The following is a 19,014-nucleotide window of genomic DNA, read 5'->3' on the forward strand; positions in this document are numbered from 1 at the left end:
CCCCCCCCCCCCACGACAGGGGGAAAACTGTAACCCATGTATCCGGTTCAAAGTGTTACCCATCCATCAACTGGACAAGATAAGGCGGAGCGCCGCGACACTAGTCTCCAACACAAGTTGAAAACTGGGCCATTCTCACCCTTTGACCGGTATCCAGATTTCCAGCCCGCCATTGCCGCTGCGCGGATCGAATTCGGGACCGTAGCGCTCGAATTCGGGCGCGTCGGCAATCTTGTGCCCGGAGGCCGGCAGCCATTTGTTCCAGATCGTGTTGACCGTGCGGCGGATGGTCGAGATGTGGTCACGATGGGCGAACACGGCGTATTCCTGCTCCGGCACGCGTACGCGCGAAAACTCCTTCGGCAGGTCCGAAAAATCGGACACCTCGACGCCGGCGATATAGTCGAAATTGCCTGCATCGTCGCCGTTGACGCAGACGCCATAGGCGACGTCGCCGACCTCGCCTGGAATGTTGCCGATATAGGGGCCGAACCGCTGCCACTGCATCGGGATGCCGGCGCTGGTTTCGCAGCTGTAGCGCTCGCCGAGACCGGCGATGAGGAACGGCCGGCTGGTTTCGAAACGCGGCGGCTCGAGATTGGTGAGGAAGGACTGGTCCATCAGAATCGGCTCCACGAGATCGAGGTTTTTGAGTGAGCCTTGCGCGCGCACCAGTTCCGGCGTGGTGCCGAACTGGTCGCGGAAGGCGCGGGTGAAAGCCTCATGCGAGGCATAGCCGGCGTCGAGCGCGACCGAGAGAATGTCCGGTGCGCCGGCGGCGAGCCTGCGCGCCGCCTCGGTCAGGCGGCGAGAACGCAGGTAGCCCATCACCGAACGGCCGGTCGCCGCACCGAAAGCCCGCGTCACGTGAAAGCGCGACACGCCGCTGCTGTTGGCGACATCGTCGAGCGAGATGGCTTCCGGCAGATGGCTTTCGACGAACCACAGCGCTTTCTCGGTCGGGTTCATATGGCTCCTTGCTGTGGGACTGCGCATTGGCCAGGTCATGGTATCGCTTCCTGGTGGAGGCAGTTTGATCGAAATTGCGCACCGCGCAATGCGACGGTGGTCGGCAAGTCGAAGGCGTTGGGCGAAGGGCTTGACGGGAGCAGGCGTTGTCTTTTAAGTAGTAACGTTATTACATTACGAGATTCGGTATGCTCGTTCTGACAAGACCATTGCTCGCGGGGCACTCCGAACCCCGGAAACTTATTGCGCTGGGATTGGCGGAAAACTAGGGTGGCTGACTGATGGTCCCCAAGCCGAAAGGCGAGGGTGAAAAGGGAACACGGTGAGATCTTCGGATCGAGGCCGTGGCTGCCCCCGCAACTGTAAGCGGCGAGCAAAATCCGAAAATGCCACTGGCCGGCAAGGCTGGGAAGGCAGGATGGCGTAAGGACCCGCGAGCCAGGAGACCTGCCATCGCACGAGTTGACCGGACGGGGTGTGCCGGGAGGAGACGTGGACATCGGTCTTGTCGGCCGGTCCAGCTTCCTTCCGTCGCCATTGAGAAAGTGACGGTAAGTTGGACGCCTGCCAGCCTCTTCTTGAAGCGCGTGAACTGAGCGCCACGGCGAATGGCCAGCGCCTGGTCAGTGCGGTCAGCCTTTCGGTCGCGGCGGGAGACCGCCTCGCTATCATCGGTCCCAACGGCGCCGGCAAGACGACGCTGCTGCGCATGCTATGCGGCACGCTGCGTCCGAGCGCGGGAGATGTGAGATTTTCCGGACGCCGGCTGGAGACGTTTCCGGCCGCCGAGCGGGCGCTGCACATGGCAGTCGTCGGCCAGACCGATCAGCCCGATCCGCGGCTTGCCGTGATCGACTACGTCGGACTTGGGCGGGTCCCGCATGCCTGCTGGCGACGCAGGAGCGAGCAACGCGACGTCGTCGTCGAAGCGCTTCGCAGAACCGGCCTGCTGCCGCTGCTCGGCCGCACGATCGGCTCGGTGTCGGGTGGTGAGCGGCAACGCGCCCAGCTGGCGCGCGCCATCGCCCAGGAGCCAAAAATCCTGTTCCTCGATGAACCGACCAATCATCTCGATCCGCGCGCCCGCAGCGAACTTCTCGAACTCGTATCGCAGCTTGGCATGACCGTCGTGGCGGTGCTGCATGATCTGTCGCTGGTCACGCCATTTGCCACCAGGGTCGCGGTGATGAACGAGGCCCGCCTGCAGGCACTCGCCGGTCCGCGCGAGGCGCTGACCAAGCAGTTGATCCGCGAGATTTTCGGCGTCGACGTGCTTCGGCTGCGCCATCCGACCGAAGACCGCGAACTCACGGTGTTCGAAGTCCCGAACCGTGCCTCTTCTGATCTAACCAAGGAGCAACATCCGTGAAACGCCTCGCACTGTCTTTTGCCTCTCTGCTGCTTGCCCAGACAGCCTTCGCTTTCCCGGTAACAGTCGACAGCTGCGGCACGCCGCTGACGTTCGACGCCGCGCCAAAGCGTGCCGTCATCCAGGATATGAACATGGCCGAGATGGCCTTCGCGCTGGGGCTGCAACCGTCGATCGTCGGCCTGACCGGCATCACCGGATGGTACAAGGCCGGTCCGGAATTCAAGGCCAAGCAGGGCGCGATCCCGGAACTCGCGCCGAAATACCCGGCGCTCGAAAACCTGGTCGCGGTCGAGCCCGATTTCTTCTTCGCCGGCTGGTATTACGGCATGAAGCCGGGCGGCGAGGTAACGCCAGATACGCTGGCGCCGCACGGCGTCAAGACGCTGGTGCTGACGGAAAGCTGCGTCCATCTCGACAACAACCGCCCCGCCGCCTCGATGGACCTGCTCTACGGCGACATCGAAAAGCTGGGCAGGATTTTCGGCAAGCAAGCCAGGGCGGAAAAACTCGTTTCAGGCTGGAAAGCGCAACTCGCCGATATCACGGCAAAGGTCGGCGACCGCGAGCGGACGCGGGTGTTTCTCTACGACTCCGGCGAAGACAAACCCTTCACATCAGGCAAGTTCGCGATCCCCAGCGCCATGATCGCCGCTGCCGGCGGCGACAACATCATGGCCGACATGCAGACGAGCTGGGGCAACACGGACTGGGAAACGGTCGCTTCCCGCAATCCGCAGTTCCTGATCCTGCTCGACTACCAGGACGGCGGTGGTTACAGGAAACTGCTCGACTTCCTCAAAGTCCATCCGGCAATGAAGGAGACCGATGCGGTCAGGAACGAGCGCTTCGTCGCGCTGCGCTATGCCGAGCTGACGCCCGGACCTGCTAACATCGAGGCGATCGGCAAGATCGCCAGCGCGATGCACCCGGAAGCCTTCTGAGCTTGCGCCACAGGGCGTTCGAATTGGCCATGGCAGCAGGAGCGGCAGCAATCGCCGCTCTTGCTCTGCTGTCGATCGCCTATGGATCGACAGTCATAGCGTTGAGCGACGTGATTGCTGCGCTCGGACATGCGGCCGGGCTGGACGGAGACCTCGTGCCCGGCTCAGTCGGCAATATCCCGGTCGCCAAGATCCCGGTTGCCAAGATTGTCGTCGATCTCAGGCTGCCGCGCACCATCATGGCGATCTGTGTCGGCGCAGGGCTGGGCGTCATCGGCGCGCTGCTGCAGACGGTAACCCGAAACGATCTCGCCGATCCATTCCTGTTCGGGCTGTCCTCCGGTGCCGCGGCCGGCGCTGTTTCCGTCATCACCATTTTTGGCGACCGTTTCGGCATCTGGACGTTGCCGGTTGCCGCCTTCACCGGCGGCATTTTGGCCGCCGGCATCGTGCTTTTGCTGGTTTCGCGGGTGAGGGGGCAAGGCCCCGAACGGCTGATACTGGCCGGGCTTGCCGTCTCGTTCATGTTCATCGCCCTGACCAACTATCTCGTCTTCGCCGGAGACCAGCGCGCCGCTCACTCGGTTTTGTTCTGGACCATGGGCGGGCTCGGCCTGGCGCGATGGGACAATGTCGGGCTGGCTGCTCTTGGCGCGTGCACCATTCTTGCTTATGGCCTGTGGAACCATCGCAAGCTCGACGCCTTCCTGGCCGGCGAGAATGCTGCCGAAAGCCTCGGCGTGCCGGTTGTGCGGATGCGCAGGACGGCGTTTCTCGTCGCTGCCTTCTCCACGGCGATCCTGGTCTCGGTCGCAGGTGTCATCGGTTTCGTCGGGCTGATGATCCCGCATCTGTCCCGGCCCCTGGCCGGCCCGTTGCATCTGCGCCTGATTGCAAGCTGCGCCCTCTTCGGAGCGGTGCTGCTGCTGGCAAGCGACCTTCTGGCGCGCACGCTGCTGCCGCCGCAGGAACTGCCGATCGGCATCATCACCAGTTCGGTCGGCGCTTTCTTCGTGGTCACCATGCTCATTCGCAATCGTTCATGATGGGCTGCCATGCACACTTGCCGGCTTCTGGCACAATGCCCAGTCTTTGGACTGACCTCTGGGACCGGCGCAGCGCGCCGAACCGCCTGTCGAGATTTTCACCGGCAGGATCGGCCATCATGTGCGATGGGCCTGCACGAGATTGGCTCCCCCTTCTCCCCTTGTGGGAGAAGGTGGCCGCGAAGCGGCCGGATGAGGGGTGCTCCAGCTTGGAACCGACAGCACTCCGGCCAGCACCCCTCAACCGTCTCGGCGCTGCGCGCCGATCCACCTTCTCCCACAAGGGGAGAAGGCAAGAACTGCGCCATGCCCCCGGTCGGCATCGACCCGGTTCACCTGCCATTAGTATATCTGGATCACTATGCAGTCGCTTAGAGTGCAGCGAGCTTTCCTTGCTTTGCGCCAGGCGCCGACGCGGAGGAACTGTGCTTGGTCACGAAATCATCGAGGCAAGCCGCCCAGGCGCCCGAATCGACCGAGCTTGCCACGCTGGCGAAACTGGCGGGCTCCTCGTACGAGACGCTCGAGCGCGAACTCAGGGCTACGATCGCAACACTCGAGCAGCAGGCGCTGCGATTCGAGACGGCGATCGACAACATCTCGCAAGGCATCTGCTTTTTCGACGCCGCTGAACGGCTGATCCTGTGCAACCGCCGCTATGCGGAAATTTACCGCATTGCACCCGAGCATTTGCGCCCCGGCCGGACGCTGGGCGAAATCGTCGAACGCCGCATCGCTGCCGGGACATCCGCGATGGCCAGCGACGCTTATCTCGCATTTGCCCGGGCGGTCAATTCGGGCACGACTTTGAGAAACTGGACCGCCAATCTCACCGACGGCCGGACAATTCAGATCTGCCATCAGCCGATGCCTGACGGCGGATGGGTGGCCACGCATGAGGACATAACGGAACTCACCGCCAATCGCCTGATCGTCGACGAGCGCATCTCGCTGCAAACGCTGATCGACTGGGTGCCCGACTACCTGTGGGTGAAGGACACCGAAAGCCGCTTCGTCGTCGCCAACAGGGCCATTGCTTCCGACAGCGGCAAGGCCAAAACCAGTGACATGATCGGTTTGACCGATTCCGATCTTCATGCCCCCGACCTTGCGCAGAAGTTTCGCGCCATCGAGCAAGGCGTGCTGCGCAGCGGACAGCCGATGATCGATGAGGAAGAGTTCGTTGTCGATGCGTCAGGCGCCGGCAAATGGTTTTCGTCGACGAAGGTGCCGTTGCGCAATGTTCAAAACGATATCTTCGGTCTGGTCGGCATCGCCCACGACATCACCGCCCGCAAGCAAGCGGACACCCTTCGAGACGGGCAGGCGCAGATACTGGAAATGATCGCGACGAGCGCCCCGCTCGAAGATGTGCTCGACTGCCTCATGCGCCTCGCCGAGTCTCAGTTGACGGGAATATTCGGTTCCGTCCTGTTGCTCGACAAGGATGGCAGCCACTTGCGGCACGGCGCCGCGCCGAGCTTGGCAAAGGCCTATACGAGCGCCATCGAGGGGATCGCCGTCGGCCCCAAAATGGGATCCTGCGGAACCGCCGCCTACCGGCGCGAGCCGGTCATTGTCGCGGACATCATGCACGACCCCCTTTGGCAGGATCACTGCGAATTGGCGGCGGCCCATGGCTACCGTTCGTGCTGGTCGACCCCGATCCTGTCGCATCAAGGCGCTGTGCTGGGCGCCTTTGCCATGTACTCGACGACCGTGCGCGAGCCGACCGCGGCCGAGACCCGGCTCATCGATTTCACGACGCGTATTGCCGGGATCGCCATCGAGCGCAAGCTGGCCGAAGATCGGATCCACTTCATGGCCAACCATGATGTGCTGACCGGACTGCCCAATCGCGCTCTGCTCGAGGACCGGCTTTCGCAGGCGATCCTCTACGCGCAGCGATACGATCGCTGGGTGACGGTGGTGTTCATCGATCTGGACAATTTCAAACTCGTCAATGACACGCTTGGCCACAATGCCGGGGACGAGTTGTTGAAGACCGTAGCCGGCCGTATCGTCGAGCGCGTAAGGGCGACCGATACAGTCGTGCGGCTTGGTGGCGACGAATTCGTCGTCGTTCTGTTCGATCAACCGACGAATGTCGATCTCATCTCCGAGACCCTGCAAGCAATTCGGGCGGCGATTGCAGAGCCGGTTCAGCTCGGAGCACATCGGCTGAGGGCGACGGCCAGTATCGGCATCGCCAGCTACCCCAAGGATGGGGCCAACCCCGACACGCTGCTGGCCAATGCCGATGCAGCCATGTATCGCGCCAAGGAATTCGGCCGCGACAATTTCCAGTTCTACGCTCCCGAATTCAACACCAGAGCGCATGAGAAATTCGTGCTTCAGGAGGACTTGCGTAACGCCCTGGCCCGTTCGGAATTCACGCTGTTTTATCAGCCGCAGGTCGACCTTCGGTCGGGCCTCGTCTTTGCCGTCGAAGCGCTGCTTCGCTGGAATCATCCGACGCGGGGCATGATGGCACCGAACGCCTTCATTCCGACGGCCGAGGAGACAAGTCTGATCGTGCCGATCGGCGATTGGGTCCTGCACGAGGCCTGTCGGCAGAACAAGGCATGGCAGGATGCCGGCCTGCCGCCGATGACCGTCTGCGTGAATGTGTCGACGCGGCAATTTTGGGAAAAGAACCTGATCGGCCGTGTCGCCGATGCCCTGAAAGTCAGCGGTCTGGAGGCCAGATATCTCGAGCTGGAGGTGACCGAAAGCCTGATCATGCAGGATATCGACCTGGCGGTCGCAACGATGAATCAGCTGCAAAACCTGGGCGTTCAGATCTCGATCGACGATTTCGGAACAGGCTACTCCAGCCTCAGTGCGCTCAAGACCTTTCCAGTGGCGCGGCTGAAAATCGACAAGTCGTTCATCAACGATATCGCTGCTGACGAAAACGACCAGGCTGTCGCCAGCGCCGTAATATCATTGGGTCAAAATCTGAATCTGAGGGTCATTGCCGAGGGCGTCGAGACGGACGATCAGGTGGCCTTCCTGCGCAAGAACAACTGCGATGAAATGCAGGGCTATCATTTCAGCGAACCGGTTTCGGCCCCCGACATCGAGAAAATGCTCAGTGGCGAACCCTTGGATTGATGGGTCGATCATGATCTCCTCAGCGCACGCGGCATTGCCGACGGCGCGGATTGGCCTGTGCCCGAGTTGCTATTTGCCCAGGACAAGGCTCCAGTAGCGCCGCGAGCTGTCGCGGCCGTCCCGCACATAGGCCAGGCCGAAGCGGGTGAAGCGCGGGTCGAGCATGTTGCGGCGGTGGCCGGCCGAATGCATCCAGATGTCGAACAGCTTCTGCTGATCGAAACGGCCCTCGGCGATGTTTTCGGCGGCAGCACCGGCAATGCCGTTGCCCTTGACGCGCAAAGCAAATCCCTTGCCCCAGCCGGTCGAGTGGGTCATGCGGCCGCCGCGCGCCATATAGCCGGACTGCTGCAGGGCTGCCTGTTCGAGCTGACGGTCGGGGACAAGCGGTTCGAGCCCGGCTGAGGCGCGGATGCCCGCCAGCGTGCCGACAGCGGAGGCCGAGACCCCGGCGCCTTCGCCGGTGGGCAGCACAGTGGCACAAGCGGCAAGCCCGGCCAGCGCGGCAATGCCGGCAGCTCTAAGTAGCATTCGCCTGTTTGGCGTCGGGCGCATTTCGTCAGAGCGGGGTTCTAGGGATGGTTGATTGGCGGGGTCGGTGAGCGTCATGCCTGCCTGACATAGCGGCAATAGTGGCTTTTGCCGGGCAGGCGTTCAGAAATCTCGCTCGCTGCCCCCTTAGCCGTCCGCGAACCCCGCTGATGCGCGCTGCGGCGCGATATTCTCCAAGCTTGCCGCCCAACCACGCCGGTAGCCGCATTGCTCAAGGGCGCTCCTGGCGGCTATCTCGCAGACACCTGGCTGATCCCGGTATCGATCCAGGCACGCGTCTGTTCCAGAACTTCATCCGAAAGCGCGGGATCGTCGATAGCCCGGGCGAGGATCACTGCTCCCACCATCGCTGCCCAGCATCCGATCGCTGTACGGCGTCTGTCTGCCGGATCCAACTGCGGCAGCGTCTTGCCGATATGGTCGATCTGCGACCGAAGGCCTTCGGTCATGGCCGCGCGGGCAGCCGGGGTCTGATGGCGGATATCAGCAACAAGGCCCGCTGTCGGGCAACCACCGGCGGCATTGTCGCGATGCCGGGGCGAAAGATAGGCATCTGCATAGGCGCGAAGGTCGCCCCCTCCGCTTGAGTCTGCGGCGAGGACATGGGCAAGGGTTTGGGCGATCAGGTCGTCCTTCGAGCTGAAATGGCCATAGAAACCGCCATGGGTGAACCCGGCGGTTTTCATCACCTCCGCCACGCTGACCGCGTCAAACCCCTTGTCGCGAAACAGCCGGCTGGCAACATCCAGAATTCGGCGGCGGTTCTCCGCCATCTGTTCTCGACTGACCTTCATTTCAAAATTCTCCGCCGGCGCCGTTGACATTTACATGATGGGTATCATATTTAACGGCAATCATGATGACCGTCATGAATATAGAGTCCATCAGAGAAAAGAGCAATGCCATGACCACCATTCCGTCAGTCCTCATAACCGGCGCCTCCACCGGCATCGGAGCCGCCTATGCCGAGCGCTTCGCGCGCCGCGGGCACGACCTCGTGCTGGTTGCCCGTGACACGGCACGAATGGAGGCTCTGGCGGCCCGTCTGCATCAGGAAAACGGCGTGGCGATCGACATCATCCAGGCTGATCTTACGCAGCCTGCCGAGCTTGCAACGGTAGAGACGAGGCTGCGCGATGACGCCCGCATCGGGATCCTCGTCAACAATGCCGGAACGGCCATCGGCGGAAGCTTTATCGAGCAGAGCACCGATGACGTGGCGCGGCTGGTTGCGCTCAATACGACCGCGCTTCTGCGGCTTGCCAGCGCCATTGCCCCGCGTCTTGCGGCGGCCGGCGAAGGGGCGATCATCAACATCGGCTCGGTGGTCGGCCTGGCGCCGGAGTTCGGCATGACGGTCTACGGCGCAACCAAAGCCTTCGTGCTGTTTTTGTCGCAGGGACTCAGCCTCGAGCTCGCGCCGAAGGGTGTCTACGTCCAGGCCGTGCTTCCTGCCACGACGCGAACGGAGATCTGGGGACATGTCGGCGCCGACGTCAACACGCTTTCCAACGTGATGGAGGTCGACGATCTGGTGGATGCGGCGCTGGTCGGCTTCGACCGTCGCGAGCTGGTGACCATCCCGCCGCTACCCGATGCCGGGCAGTGGGACGCGCTTCAGGCCGCACGCCAGGCCATGCTTCCGAACTATCGGAACGAACATCCCGCCGAGCGGTACCGCACGGTCGCCTGAGCACCAACGATCCCGTTTCGATAGACGACCCGCCGCGGCGGGGACAAACAAAGGTGACCTATGACAAGCACAACGCTGTTTGAGCCCTATACTCTCGGCTCGCTGACCCTCTCCAATCGTATCGTCATGGCGCCGCTGACGCGCAATCGCGCTGGCCCGGGCTTCGTTCCAGGCGATCTCGCCGCGCAGTACTACGGCCAGCGCGCGTCGGCCGGCCTGCTGATTTCCGAGGCCACGCAGATCTCACAGCAGGGACAGGGCTACCAGGACACGCCCGGCATCTACGCCCAGGCGCAGATCGGCGGCTGGCGCAAGGTCACCGACGCCGTGCACGCCAAGGGCGGGCGGATTTTCCTGCAGCTCTGGCATGTCGGTCGCGTCTCGCACGTCGATCTGCAGGAGAACGGCGCCGCCCCCGTCGCGCCCTCGGCGATCCGGGCCGCGACCAAGACCTTCGTCGGCAACGGCTTTGTCGACGTTTCGGAGCCCCGCGCACTCGAGCTGGTTGAATTGCCGGGCATCGTGGAGGATTTCCGCAAAGCAGCTGCGAACGCCATCAAGGCCGGCTTCGATGGCGTCGAGATTCACGGCGCCAACGGCTATCTGCTGGACCAATTCGCCAAGGACGGCGCGAACCTCCGCACGGATGCTTATGGCGGATCGGTCGAGAACCGCGCCCGGCTGATGCTGGAGGTTGCGACTGCGGTGGTCGAGGAGATCGGCGCTGAGCGCACCGGCATCCGGATTTCGCCCATCTCGCCCGCCAACGGCGTCTCGAGCAGCGCTCCCCAGGCGCAGTTTGACTATATCGTCGATCAACTCGATGCTTTGGGCATCGTCTACATCCATGTCGTCGAGGGCGCCACGGGCGGATCGCGCGATGTCGCGCCGTTCGACTTCGGATCACTCCGCCGGCGCTTCAACAACACCTATATCGCCAATAACGGCTATGACCTCGAGCTCGCGGGGTCGCGGCTTGCCGACGGCAAGGCGGACCTGTTCGCCTTCGGGCGACCGTTCATCGCCAATCCCGATCTTGTGGAACGGCTGCAGACGCGCGCGCCGCTGGCCGTGTTCGATCAGGCGACGCTCTATGGCGGCGGCTCCGCCGGCTATCCGACTATCGCTTGATCGCCGCTTCAAGCCAGCCATGAGCCATCAGGGTGCCGCGCCCGCGCGGCCATCCCACGTCGACAGCAGCGCCGGCGCCTTCGCCGGTGGGCAGCACGGTGGCGGCAAGGCGGCCTGCCTGACATAAACGCAATCCTGGCTGGCAAATAGATCGGGCGTGGATTGTTCCAGGCCCGATCAAATCAGCGCTCGGGCAGTTCAGGCCCTCGGTATCCCCGGCAGGGGGCGACCAGCTCGTCGTCCGCCCCGTCTGCCTCCTCGAACAGACCGGCCCCGTCAGCATCCGTTTCCCGCGGCCGCGTCGAGACCAGATCCTTCAGAGAGCCACCGGCGCCGGCGATGCCGGCTTCCTTCAGGAGCGCGTCGATCAGGAACTTGTTGCCGGTGAACTTCAGCAACGGCCCGGACGGCAGATCCCACCCAAAGCAGTTGTACAACGTATAGTTGCAAGCGTCAGATTTTTCTCCACTGCTTATTCCGCCGCCACCAGCCTTGGCGCCGATGAGACCCGGCCCTCGGTATCTTCCCACCAGTCGCCCAAGGCGTCGATGAGCGGCACAAGCTTGAGACCCGCTGCCGTGAGATCATAGTCGACGCGTAGCGGATAGCCGGCATGCGCCGTTCGCCGCACGATCCCGGCTTCCTCCAGCTTGCGCAGTTCCAGCGCCAGAATGCGGTGCGACACGGTCGGGTTGTCACGCCTCAGGTCGCTGAAGCGCTTGGTCCCGTCCTTCAGATAGTAGAGCAGCAAGGTCGGCCAGCGACCGCTGAGCACACTCATGGCCTCTTCGATCGGGCAGCTTGAGACGACATCTTTCATGGCGGATCCTGGTTACAAAATAGTGCGTAATTTACATGGGACGACCAGTGTTTAGGGTCAAGCTTCGCTGCGCAGCGTGACCCCTGAACATGGAAGAGGACAAACAAACAAATGGAACCTATCCTCCTTTACGGCGTCCCGGCGGGAAGTTCGATGGGGCTCGTCGCTGCTTTTGAACGCTTCGGACAGCCCTACCGCCTGTGCCGCGTCGACATGCTCACTGAAATGAAGAACGACGCCTATGCCCGCATCAACGGCCGTCAGGAAACGCCGGTGATGATCACCGACGAAGGCAGAGTGCTCACCGAGACCATGGCGATTGCCGCTTGGCTCGAAGCCCGCGACACGCAACGTCGCATCAGCTTCGACCCGCGCTCGCCGGAAGCCGACCGGATGCATCAGCTGATGGCTTTCGTGAATACCGGGTTCACCGCCGCTTTCATCCCGCTCTGGGCCGCCTATGAAATGGAATCGGCCGAACCGGCGCTGCTGGCGACCTTGCGTGACTTTGGCCGCCAGGCCGTTGCCGAACGCCACGACCGGCTTGAGGCGATGATCGGCGACACCGACTTTCTGGTCGGCGACCGCCTGACGCTGGCCGACACCACGCTGATCGGCGTGGCACGTTGGGCGGAGTTCCACCAGGCGGTCGATGGGGCCGCCTATCCCAGGCTGGCAGCGCTGCGCAGCCGGATCGAAAGCGATCCCGACGTGCGATACGCGCAGGCCATCGAGGACGGCGAAACGCCGGCGGGTTCGGGTGCCTGCCTTGGCCACGTTCCGCTGGCCGAGGTGATTGAACGATCTGGTGTCTAGCACACGCCAGCGGCGCGGCACGAACACGGCCTCTGCCGTGCCGCGCTTGCTCAATCCCACCCGATTCGCGACAAGCACATCGAATTCGGCTATCATGGCATCGCTCTTGAAGTGGCAGCTACGGGCGGCCATCCTGGCAGTGGCCGCCCCCTTGAATACGGGAGAATGGGTATGGCCAGCTTTCATGTCATGTCGGACGCGCGTGGGATGCACGTGCAGCCCAGGGTGCGCCGCATCACCACGGCGGACCTGATCGATGTGCTGCGGCTCGGCGTCGAGGATTTTTGGGCAAAGCCATCGCATTACGTCTTCCTGTGCCTGATCTATCCGGTGGTCGGATTGATCCTGGCGCAGTGGACGACATCCGGCGCCTACGCCATCCAGCTGCTTTACCCGCTGATGTCCGGCTTCGCCCTGCTTGGACCGTTCGCCGCGATCGGCCTCTACGAGATCAGCCGCCGCCGCGAGCTCGGCATGGACACGTCCTGGTGGCACGCGCTCGAGGTGCGCCACTCGCCGGCGCTGCCGGCGATCGCGGTCATCGGCATCATGCTGGTGGCACTGTTCCTGCTCTGGCTGTTCACCGCGCAATCGATCTACTCCAGCCTGTTCGGCGCTCAGCCGCCTGCCTCGATCGGTGGCTTTGTGCGCGAGGTGCTGACAACGCCCAAAGGCTGGACGCTGATCCTGCTCGGCAATGCGGCCGGCTTCGTCTTCGCCGCGATCGTGCTGGCGACGACCGTCGTCGCTTTTCCGCTGCTGCTCGACCGTGATGTCGGCGCGGTCTCGGCGATCGAGACCTCGGCACGGGCCGTGATGACAAACCCGCTGCAGATGGCGCTGTGGGGCCTGATGGTCGCCGTGCTGCTGGTCATCGGCTCGATCCCGCTGTTTGCCGGGCTCGCCGTCGTCATGCCCGTGCTTGGCCATGCGACGTGGCATCTCTATCGCAGGCTGGTCGAACCGGAGCGGGCGCAGCCGGACCGGCGGCCGATGTAGGCTGGAGCGGCGTTAACAGCCGAAGAATGCAGCGGCCCAAACAAAGCTGTTCGGTCGCTATCCTTCCGCGCCCCCCTCTGGCCTGCCCCCTTGCCACAACTTGGCATCTCCCCACGAGGGGGAGATCGGCAGCTTCTGCGCCTCGCCTCTTCTGCGGCGTTGGAGATTGGCGAAAGCCGTGCCGACATCCGATCTCCCCCCTTGTGGGGGAGATGTCCGGCAGGACAGAGGGGGGCGCTGTTCCGCCAGCCTGTCATTTCCGGGCGCTTGCGCCCCTTCAGCCGACCCCACCCCCTTCAGCCGACGATGCGCAGGTTCGACAATTCGTTGGCGATTTCCCTGAAATTGTCCGACAGCGTCGCCCCGGTCGCGTTCCAGAACAGCTTGGCCGGCTTGGTCGGATCGGTGGGATCCTTGCGGAAGCGCGAGTCCGAGGAGCAGGCCTTCAGCGCGTCGAGTGCTTTCTTGTCACCGGCATCGGTGGTCGACAGGTCGAGCGCAACGGTCATGACGAGAACGTTCGATTTCTTCGCGTTGCCGCAAAGGGTCTGCATCTGCTCGTCCAGCGCGGCGGTGTAGTTGGCGCCCGTGTAGGTCGTCTTGCCGATGTCGGTGCTTGTGTTCATGAACAGCCGCGTCACGCTTCCAGACCCCGGATATGTCAGGCCGGTGTAACCGTAAGCGGCATAGGTCGACCTGTTATTGGCGTAGCCGCTGTCGCTGACGGCGCTGTAGGTATTGGCGCCGTCGGTCAGCACCATGACCACTTTGTCGTTGCCTCTTTCAGTGTTAGGCCGGCCCGCAGTGAAAGGTTCGTTGCTCGACACCGTCCGCCAGCCCCAGGCAAGGCCTTCCGGCACGTTGGTGTTGCCGTTCGGCGCCATGGCGTCGATGGCGTTGTCGATCTCCTCTTTCTGGGCAAGCTGAGTCACGTCTTTGAGCGGCGTGATCGGGTTGGTCGTGCAGGACGAATTTGGGCCGTCGCCCGAGGCAGCCGACTTCGAGCCGTAAGGCTTGACCAGGAAATATTTGCGCATGTCCGACTGCCGCTGCGAAGCGGTTGGGCTGTCGGTGTAAGGCCAGTCGGCCCACCAGTTGTTGCCGTAACCATAGTTCAGATAGATCACGTCGTTAGCGCCGTCGCGGTTGAAATCGAGCCAGAGCGTGCCGGCCTCGTCGGGCGCAAACATCGGCACGAACAGCGTGGCAGGTGTGGCGGTATCAGGCGTCGTGTCGTTGTTATACGGGTGCGGCCTCGCCTCCACGCAACCCTGCCAACTCGCATAGCGGCTGGTGGTGTAGATATATTCCGGGGTGGTCCAGTGGCCGCTGCTGCAGTTACCTTTCTTGTTATAGGTGTCGCAGATATACTGTTTCGTGTTAGGCACTTCTTCGCGGCCGGACTCGACGGTGATGTCGGCGTAGAGGCTGAAGCGGGTCAGTGGCTGATCCTCGGTGTCGCCCCAGCCGGTGCCGCGTTTGTACCAGACGCCGTTGAGCTTCTCGGCGTATCTGTCCGGATCGTTGGCGGCGGTCATCTTCGTCCAGTCGAAATCCTCATGCTGGATCGGGGAGATGCCATCCTGGTCCATCCAGCTGTCCTGGTCATGGGTGGGACCGACATTGACCGAAGCAGCGAACGGCACCAGGGAGAACTGCACCGGTTTGCTGACCTGCTTCATCTGCTGTGCCTGCAGCGCCAGCGTATCGACAAGCTGTTTGGCGGCAGTCTTCAGCAGGTCTATTCGCCTCGCGCCGGTGCCGGAACCGAGTTCGTTCATCGAGCCGGAATTGTCGAGCACCAGAGCGACTTCCAGCGTGTTCTTGAGACGGATTTCCGAGCAATCCGTGAAAGTTGTAGCGCCGCTGGTGGTCCCGCCGCCCAACAGCATGGCGGCGGCCGGCAGAAAATAGGGGTGATAGGTAAGGGCGCTGCAGAGCTTCAACGTGCCGCCACCCGCATTGCTGTTGGGCAGGGTGACCGTAAGCGACGTGTTGGCCGGATCGACGGGGCCGAGATTGGTTTCGAAGAAGGTCTTGGCGTAGGCCTTGGCGGCGTCGTCGGTTGCGCCGGAGACGACCTGCTGAGCGGTGGCGAGGCCGGCGGCGTCCAACGCGTTCAACGTGGCATGCTTCTGGCGCAGCAGTCCCGAGTAATCGACGCTGAGCGCCACTCCGCCCATAAGCGGCACCATCGTGATGACCGTCATCAGCGTATAATTGCCACGCCGGTCCCTACCGAATTTTCGGATCATTGCCTTCTGCACCCCGCCAGAACCCCTATTCGGCGAAAGATGCCATCAATCCTGAAACTTCCGATTGCTGAAAAACATCCAAGACCGGCATGCTTTTTCAAGCTCGTTAACCACGCCGCACTGCCGGCATTGCTGCGCGCGGTTGGACCGCCCGCCGAAGCCTTCGGAATGGGGGAAGCCTCGGCAAGAGCGGCTTGCGCGCTTGCCTTCGTCATTGCCAAGCCAATCCTGAAACCAGGGCATCCTGAACCATGGCAATCCTGAAAAATATGAAAGCTGGTGACAGGGTCAAGAGCTTCGGCTAATGCGAACCTGCCACGGCGGACCGTCGGCGGCGACGCTCGCAAACCATCATGATTTGGAAACGATATGGCGGACTCGCCCGATATCATCGGCTCGCTCGCGGATTTGTCGGGAGGCTATTGTGCCATCCTGTGCGATGTCTGGGGTGTGGTCCACAATGGCGAGCGGCACTTTCCGGCCGCGGCTCTGGCGCTGGCCACCGCACGCGAGGCGAAGATACCTGTTGTGCTGATCACCAATTCGCCGCGCCGCAGCGCCGATGTGGTGGCGCAGATGAATGCGATCGGCGTTCCCTCTGCCGCCTATGACCGTGTCGTCACCTCCGGTGACGTGACCCGCGACCTGATCATGGAGGGGCCGCGAAAGATCTTCCACATTGGCGCCGATCGCGATTTCACGCTCTATGACGGGCTTGATGTCGAGCTGGTCGAGGAGTTCGAGGCGTCCGGCGTGGTCTGCACCGGGCTGTTCGACGACGAGGTCGAGAAGCCGGAGGACTACGCCGATCTTCTGCGGCGGCTGCGCGCCAGGAACCTGCCCTTCATCTGCGCCAATCCCGATATCGTGGTCGAGCGCGGCGAGCGGATGATCTGGTGCGCCGGGGCCCTGGCCCGCGACTATGCCCAGCTCGGCGGGCGCACGCTGATCGCCGGAAAACCTTATGCCCCGGTCTATGGCGTCGCGATGAAGGAGATCGCCGACCTGCTCGGTCGCCCGGTCGAGCGCTCGGACGTGCTGGCTATCGGCGACGGCATGATGACCGACATCAAGGGTGCTGCCGACAATGGCTTCGACGTGCTCTACGTGTCGGGCGGCATCCATGCTCGCGACTACGGCGATCCGCTACAACCGGATCCGGCCAGGCTGATCGCCTTTCTGGAAAGGCATGGCTACCGGCCGATCGCGGTCATTCCGAGATTGCAGTAGGCTCGCTCGATGACGGAAGCCTCGAAATGACGCAAGCCCCGAAATGAAGGAAGCCTTCGAACGCGTTTCCGCAGTCTCGCCGCTGCCGGCCGATTTGCGGGGTGGCGTGGTGGCGATCGGCAATTTCGACGGCGTCCACCGCGGCCACCAGGCCGTGCTCGAGCGCGCGCTGGCCGAGGCACGCCGGCGCGGCGCGCCAGCGCTGGTGCTGACCTTCGAGCCGCATCCGAGAAAGGTGTTCCGGCCCGAGATACCGCTGTTCGTGCTGACACCGCCACCGATGAAGGCACGGCTGCTGTCGCATCTGGGCTTTGCCGCACTCGTCGAGCAGCCGTTCACTCGCGCCTTCGCCGCACTGTCGGCGGAAGCGTTCGTGACCGATGTGCTCGACAGGAACCTCGGCATCATTCACGCCGTGACCGGCTTCGACTTCCACTTCGGCAAGGACAGGCAAGGCGGTCCGGCCTATCTGATGGCGGCCGGGGAACGCCACGGCTTCGGCGTCACCCTGGTTGACGCGTTTCGCGACGAAGGCGCCGAGGTGGTGTCGTCGAGCCGAATCCGGGCGCTGCTGTGCGAAGGCGCGGTGGCCGAGGCCGGCGGCCTGCTCGGCTACCGCTTCACGGTCGAGAGCGAGGTGATCGGCGGCCAGCAGCTTGGCCGGACCCTAGGCTTTCCAACCGCCAATATGCGGCTTTCGCCGGAAGCCACTCTGAAGGAAGGGATTTACGCCGTCCGCTTCCGCCGCGCCGACGGCACGCTTCATGATGGTGTTGCCAGCTTCGGCCGCCGCCCGACCGTCGACGACAACGGCGCGCCGCTTCTGGAAACCTTCGTCTTCGACTTCTCCGGCGATCTCTACGGCGAGATATGCTCGGTGTCCTTCTTCGGTTTCCTGCGCGCCGAGGTGAAGTTCGACGGGCTCGACGCGCTGGTCGCGCAGATGAAACGCGACGTGGCCGAGGCGAGGGCGCTGCTTGCCGGCGTCAGCCCGCTGTCCGAGCTCGACGCGGCCATTGCTTTTTGAGCGAATTCGCCAGGCCGATCGCAGCGTCGCCTGACATTTGTCGTCACTTGGCATCTTGCCAATTTGGCGGGTATCGCCGAAGGTCATGCCCGTCCAGCGAGCAGCTTGCGCCGGATGCACGCCAAAAAAGTGAGTCAGCGTGTCTGGTTTAAATCAAAGTTTACTGAACCGGCGCCATGGCTCTTGGCAGGCAGGTTGTTCCCGCCGGTGTTTTCGTGCGTATGGAGTGACGATGCGTTCTATCAAGGTATTTCAGGTGGTCTTGGCCACCTTCGTGCTGGGTGCGCCCGGTGCCGCCGAAGCCGCCGATGGCGCCTTGGGGTGGCTGTCCGGCGACTGGTATCTGACAGTCGGCGCCACCGGCCTGGTCGCTCCCGATTTCGAAGGCAGCAAGAACTATATACTCAGCGCCCAGCCGATCATCTCGCTCGGCAAGGCCGGTCCTGCGGCCCGCTTCACCTCGCGCAACGACAACATCTCGCTGGGGTTGATCGACGAAGGCGGCTTCCGCGCCGGCCTGGCCGGAAAAATCCTGTTTTCGCGCGATGGCGACGACGCCGACGAGCTGAGAGGCCTCGACCCGGTGCGCTGGGGCGGCGAGGCCGGCGGCTTCTTCGAATTCTATCCTTTGGACTGGTTGCGCGCCCGCGCCGAATTGCGGCACGGCATTCGCGCCCATAACGGCTTCGTCGCCGACATCGCCGCCGACGCATTCTATGATGTGACGCCGGAGGTCAGGATTTCGGGCGGGCCGCGCGTTTCGTTCGCCTCGTCGGACTATTTCGACGCCTATTACGGCGTCGACGCCGAGGAAGCCTTAGCGTCGGGCCTCAGCCAGTACCGACCGGACGGTGGCGTGAAGTCGGCGGGCCTCGGCGGCGCGGTGACCTGGAAGGTGACCGAGCCGATGACGGCCAGCCTGTTCGGCGAATATTCGCGGCTGATGGGCCCGGCGGCCGATTCCAGCCTGGTCGAGGAGCGCGGCTCAAGGGATCAGTTCACGATTGGCGTCTCGACGACCTATCGCTTCGATTTCTCGATGTGAT

Annotated in this window: 18 protein-coding genes and 1 riboswitch; of the genes, 12 read left to right on the plus strand and 6 right to left on the minus strand. The window is 63.2% G+C overall.

Annotated elements, in window-relative coordinates; all coding sequences use genetic code 11:
* Window positions 1-135: 135 nt before the first annotated feature.
* Complete coding sequence (locus tag AC0L15_RS27855; protein ID WP_287249807.1) at window positions 136-969, minus strand: AraC family transcriptional regulator; 834 nt, start codon at window positions 967-969, stop codon at window positions 136-138.
* A 265-nt stretch (window positions 970-1,234) separates the two neighbouring features.
* A riboswitch (cobalamin riboswitch) is annotated at window positions 1,235-1,438 on the plus strand.
* Between the two features lie 87 nt (window positions 1,439-1,525).
* Between AC0L15_RS27855 and AC0L15_RS27860 the strand changes: the two genes are divergently transcribed.
* From AC0L15_RS27860 to AC0L15_RS27875, 4 genes are all read left to right on the plus strand, one after another.
* Complete coding sequence (locus AC0L15_RS27860) at window positions 1,526-2,338, plus strand: ABC transporter ATP-binding protein (protein WP_287249805.1); 813 nt, start codon at window positions 1,526-1,528, stop codon at window positions 2,336-2,338.
* Window positions 2,335-3,282, plus strand: a complete 948-nt coding sequence (locus tag AC0L15_RS27865; RefSeq protein WP_287249802.1) for an ABC transporter substrate-binding protein — start codon at window positions 2,335-2,337, stop codon at window positions 3,280-3,282. The genes AC0L15_RS27860 and AC0L15_RS27865 overlap by 4 nt, the downstream gene beginning before the upstream one ends.
* 29 nt (window positions 3,283-3,311) lie before the next feature.
* A complete protein-coding gene (locus tag AC0L15_RS27870; protein WP_287068338.1) occupies window positions 3,312-4,328 on the plus strand; it encodes a FecCD family ABC transporter permease in 1,017 nt (338 codons plus the stop codon).
* A gap of 429 nt (window positions 4,329-4,757) precedes the next feature.
* The gene (locus AC0L15_RS27875) at window positions 4,758-7,445 is read left to right on the plus strand and encodes an EAL domain-containing protein (RefSeq protein WP_473497711.1); all 2,688 of its coding nucleotides are present in this window, start codon (window positions 4,758-4,760) and stop codon (window positions 7,443-7,445) included.
* A gap of 69 nt (window positions 7,446-7,514) precedes the next feature.
* Here the strand turns inward: AC0L15_RS27875 and AC0L15_RS27880 are convergent, their stop codons facing one another.
* Together AC0L15_RS27880 and AC0L15_RS27885 are read right to left on the minus strand one after the other, a co-directional pair.
* Complete coding sequence (locus tag AC0L15_RS27880) at window positions 7,515-8,000, minus strand: CAP domain-containing protein (protein ID WP_473497713.1); 486 nt, start codon at window positions 7,998-8,000, stop codon at window positions 7,515-7,517.
* A 227-nt stretch (window positions 8,001-8,227) separates the two neighbouring features.
* Window positions 8,228-8,791, minus strand: coding sequence for a TetR/AcrR family transcriptional regulator (locus AC0L15_RS27885; RefSeq protein ID WP_287249812.1), 564 nt, complete (start codon window positions 8,789-8,791; stop codon window positions 8,228-8,230).
* A 110-nt stretch (window positions 8,792-8,901) separates the two neighbouring features.
* Between AC0L15_RS27885 and AC0L15_RS27890 the strand changes: the two genes are divergently transcribed.
* Window positions 8,902-9,690, plus strand: a complete 789-nt coding sequence (locus AC0L15_RS27890; protein ID WP_287249798.1) for an SDR family NAD(P)-dependent oxidoreductase — start codon at window positions 8,902-8,904, stop codon at window positions 9,688-9,690.
* A 60-nt stretch (window positions 9,691-9,750) separates the two neighbouring features.
* Window positions 9,751-10,821, plus strand: coding sequence for an alkene reductase (locus tag AC0L15_RS27895; protein ID WP_473497716.1), 1,071 nt, complete (start codon window positions 9,751-9,753; stop codon window positions 10,819-10,821).
* 182 nt (window positions 10,822-11,003) lie between these two features.
* Here AC0L15_RS27895 and AC0L15_RS27900 read toward each other — a convergent pair whose 3' ends face one another.
* Window positions 11,004-11,219: a hypothetical protein gene (locus tag AC0L15_RS27900; RefSeq protein ID WP_287249794.1), complete on the minus strand. Its 216-nt coding sequence runs from the start codon at window positions 11,217-11,219 to the stop codon at window positions 11,004-11,006.
* A 74-nt stretch (window positions 11,220-11,293) separates the two neighbouring features.
* Entirely contained in the window at window positions 11,294-11,641 is a 348-nt protein-coding gene (locus AC0L15_RS27905) for a winged helix-turn-helix transcriptional regulator (protein WP_287249792.1), read from the minus strand.
* Between the two features lie 111 nt (window positions 11,642-11,752).
* Between AC0L15_RS27905 and AC0L15_RS27910 the strand changes: the two genes are divergently transcribed.
* Entirely contained in the window at window positions 11,753-12,457 is a 705-nt protein-coding gene (locus tag AC0L15_RS27910; protein WP_287249791.1) for a glutathione S-transferase family protein, read from the plus strand.
* 171 nt (window positions 12,458-12,628) lie between these two features.
* Window positions 12,629-13,456, plus strand: a complete 828-nt coding sequence (locus AC0L15_RS27915) for a DUF2189 domain-containing protein (RefSeq protein WP_287249790.1) — start codon at window positions 12,629-12,631, stop codon at window positions 13,454-13,456.
* 296 nt (window positions 13,457-13,752) lie between these two features.
* Here AC0L15_RS27915 and AC0L15_RS27920 read toward each other — a convergent pair whose 3' ends face one another.
* Window positions 13,753-15,711 carry a TadE/TadG family type IV pilus assembly protein gene (locus AC0L15_RS27920; RefSeq protein WP_473497719.1) on the minus strand — a complete coding sequence of 653 codons (1,959 nt, stop codon included), beginning with the start codon at window positions 15,709-15,711 and terminating at the stop codon, window positions 13,753-13,755.
* A 39-nt stretch (window positions 15,712-15,750) separates the two neighbouring features.
* Here AC0L15_RS27920 and AC0L15_RS27925 point away from each other — a divergent pair, with 39 nt between their 5' ends.
* The 4 genes from AC0L15_RS27925 to AC0L15_RS27940 all read left to right on the plus strand — a co-directional run bounded on the left by AC0L15_RS27925 (window position 15,751) and on the right by AC0L15_RS27940 (window position 19,013).
* Window positions 15,751-15,975 (plus strand): hypothetical protein, encoded by a 225-nt coding sequence (locus tag AC0L15_RS27925; protein WP_287249784.1) that lies wholly within the window; start codon window positions 15,751-15,753, stop codon window positions 15,973-15,975.
* A 105-nt stretch (window positions 15,976-16,080) separates the two neighbouring features.
* The gene (locus tag AC0L15_RS27930; protein ID WP_287249783.1) at window positions 16,081-16,941 is read left to right on the plus strand and encodes a TIGR01459 family HAD-type hydrolase; all 861 of its coding nucleotides are present in this window, start codon (window positions 16,081-16,083) and stop codon (window positions 16,939-16,941) included.
* A 43-nt stretch (window positions 16,942-16,984) separates the two neighbouring features.
* A complete protein-coding gene (locus AC0L15_RS27935) occupies window positions 16,985-17,968 on the plus strand; it encodes a bifunctional riboflavin kinase/FAD synthetase (RefSeq protein ID WP_287249782.1) in 984 nt (327 codons plus the stop codon).
* 232 nt (window positions 17,969-18,200) lie between these two features.
* Complete coding sequence (locus AC0L15_RS27940; RefSeq protein WP_287249781.1) at window positions 18,201-19,013, plus strand: MipA/OmpV family protein; 813 nt, start codon at window positions 18,201-18,203, stop codon at window positions 19,011-19,013.
* Window position 19,014: the final 1 nt, after the last annotated feature.

Source organism: Mesorhizobium sp. WSM4846 (assembly GCF_055811415.1).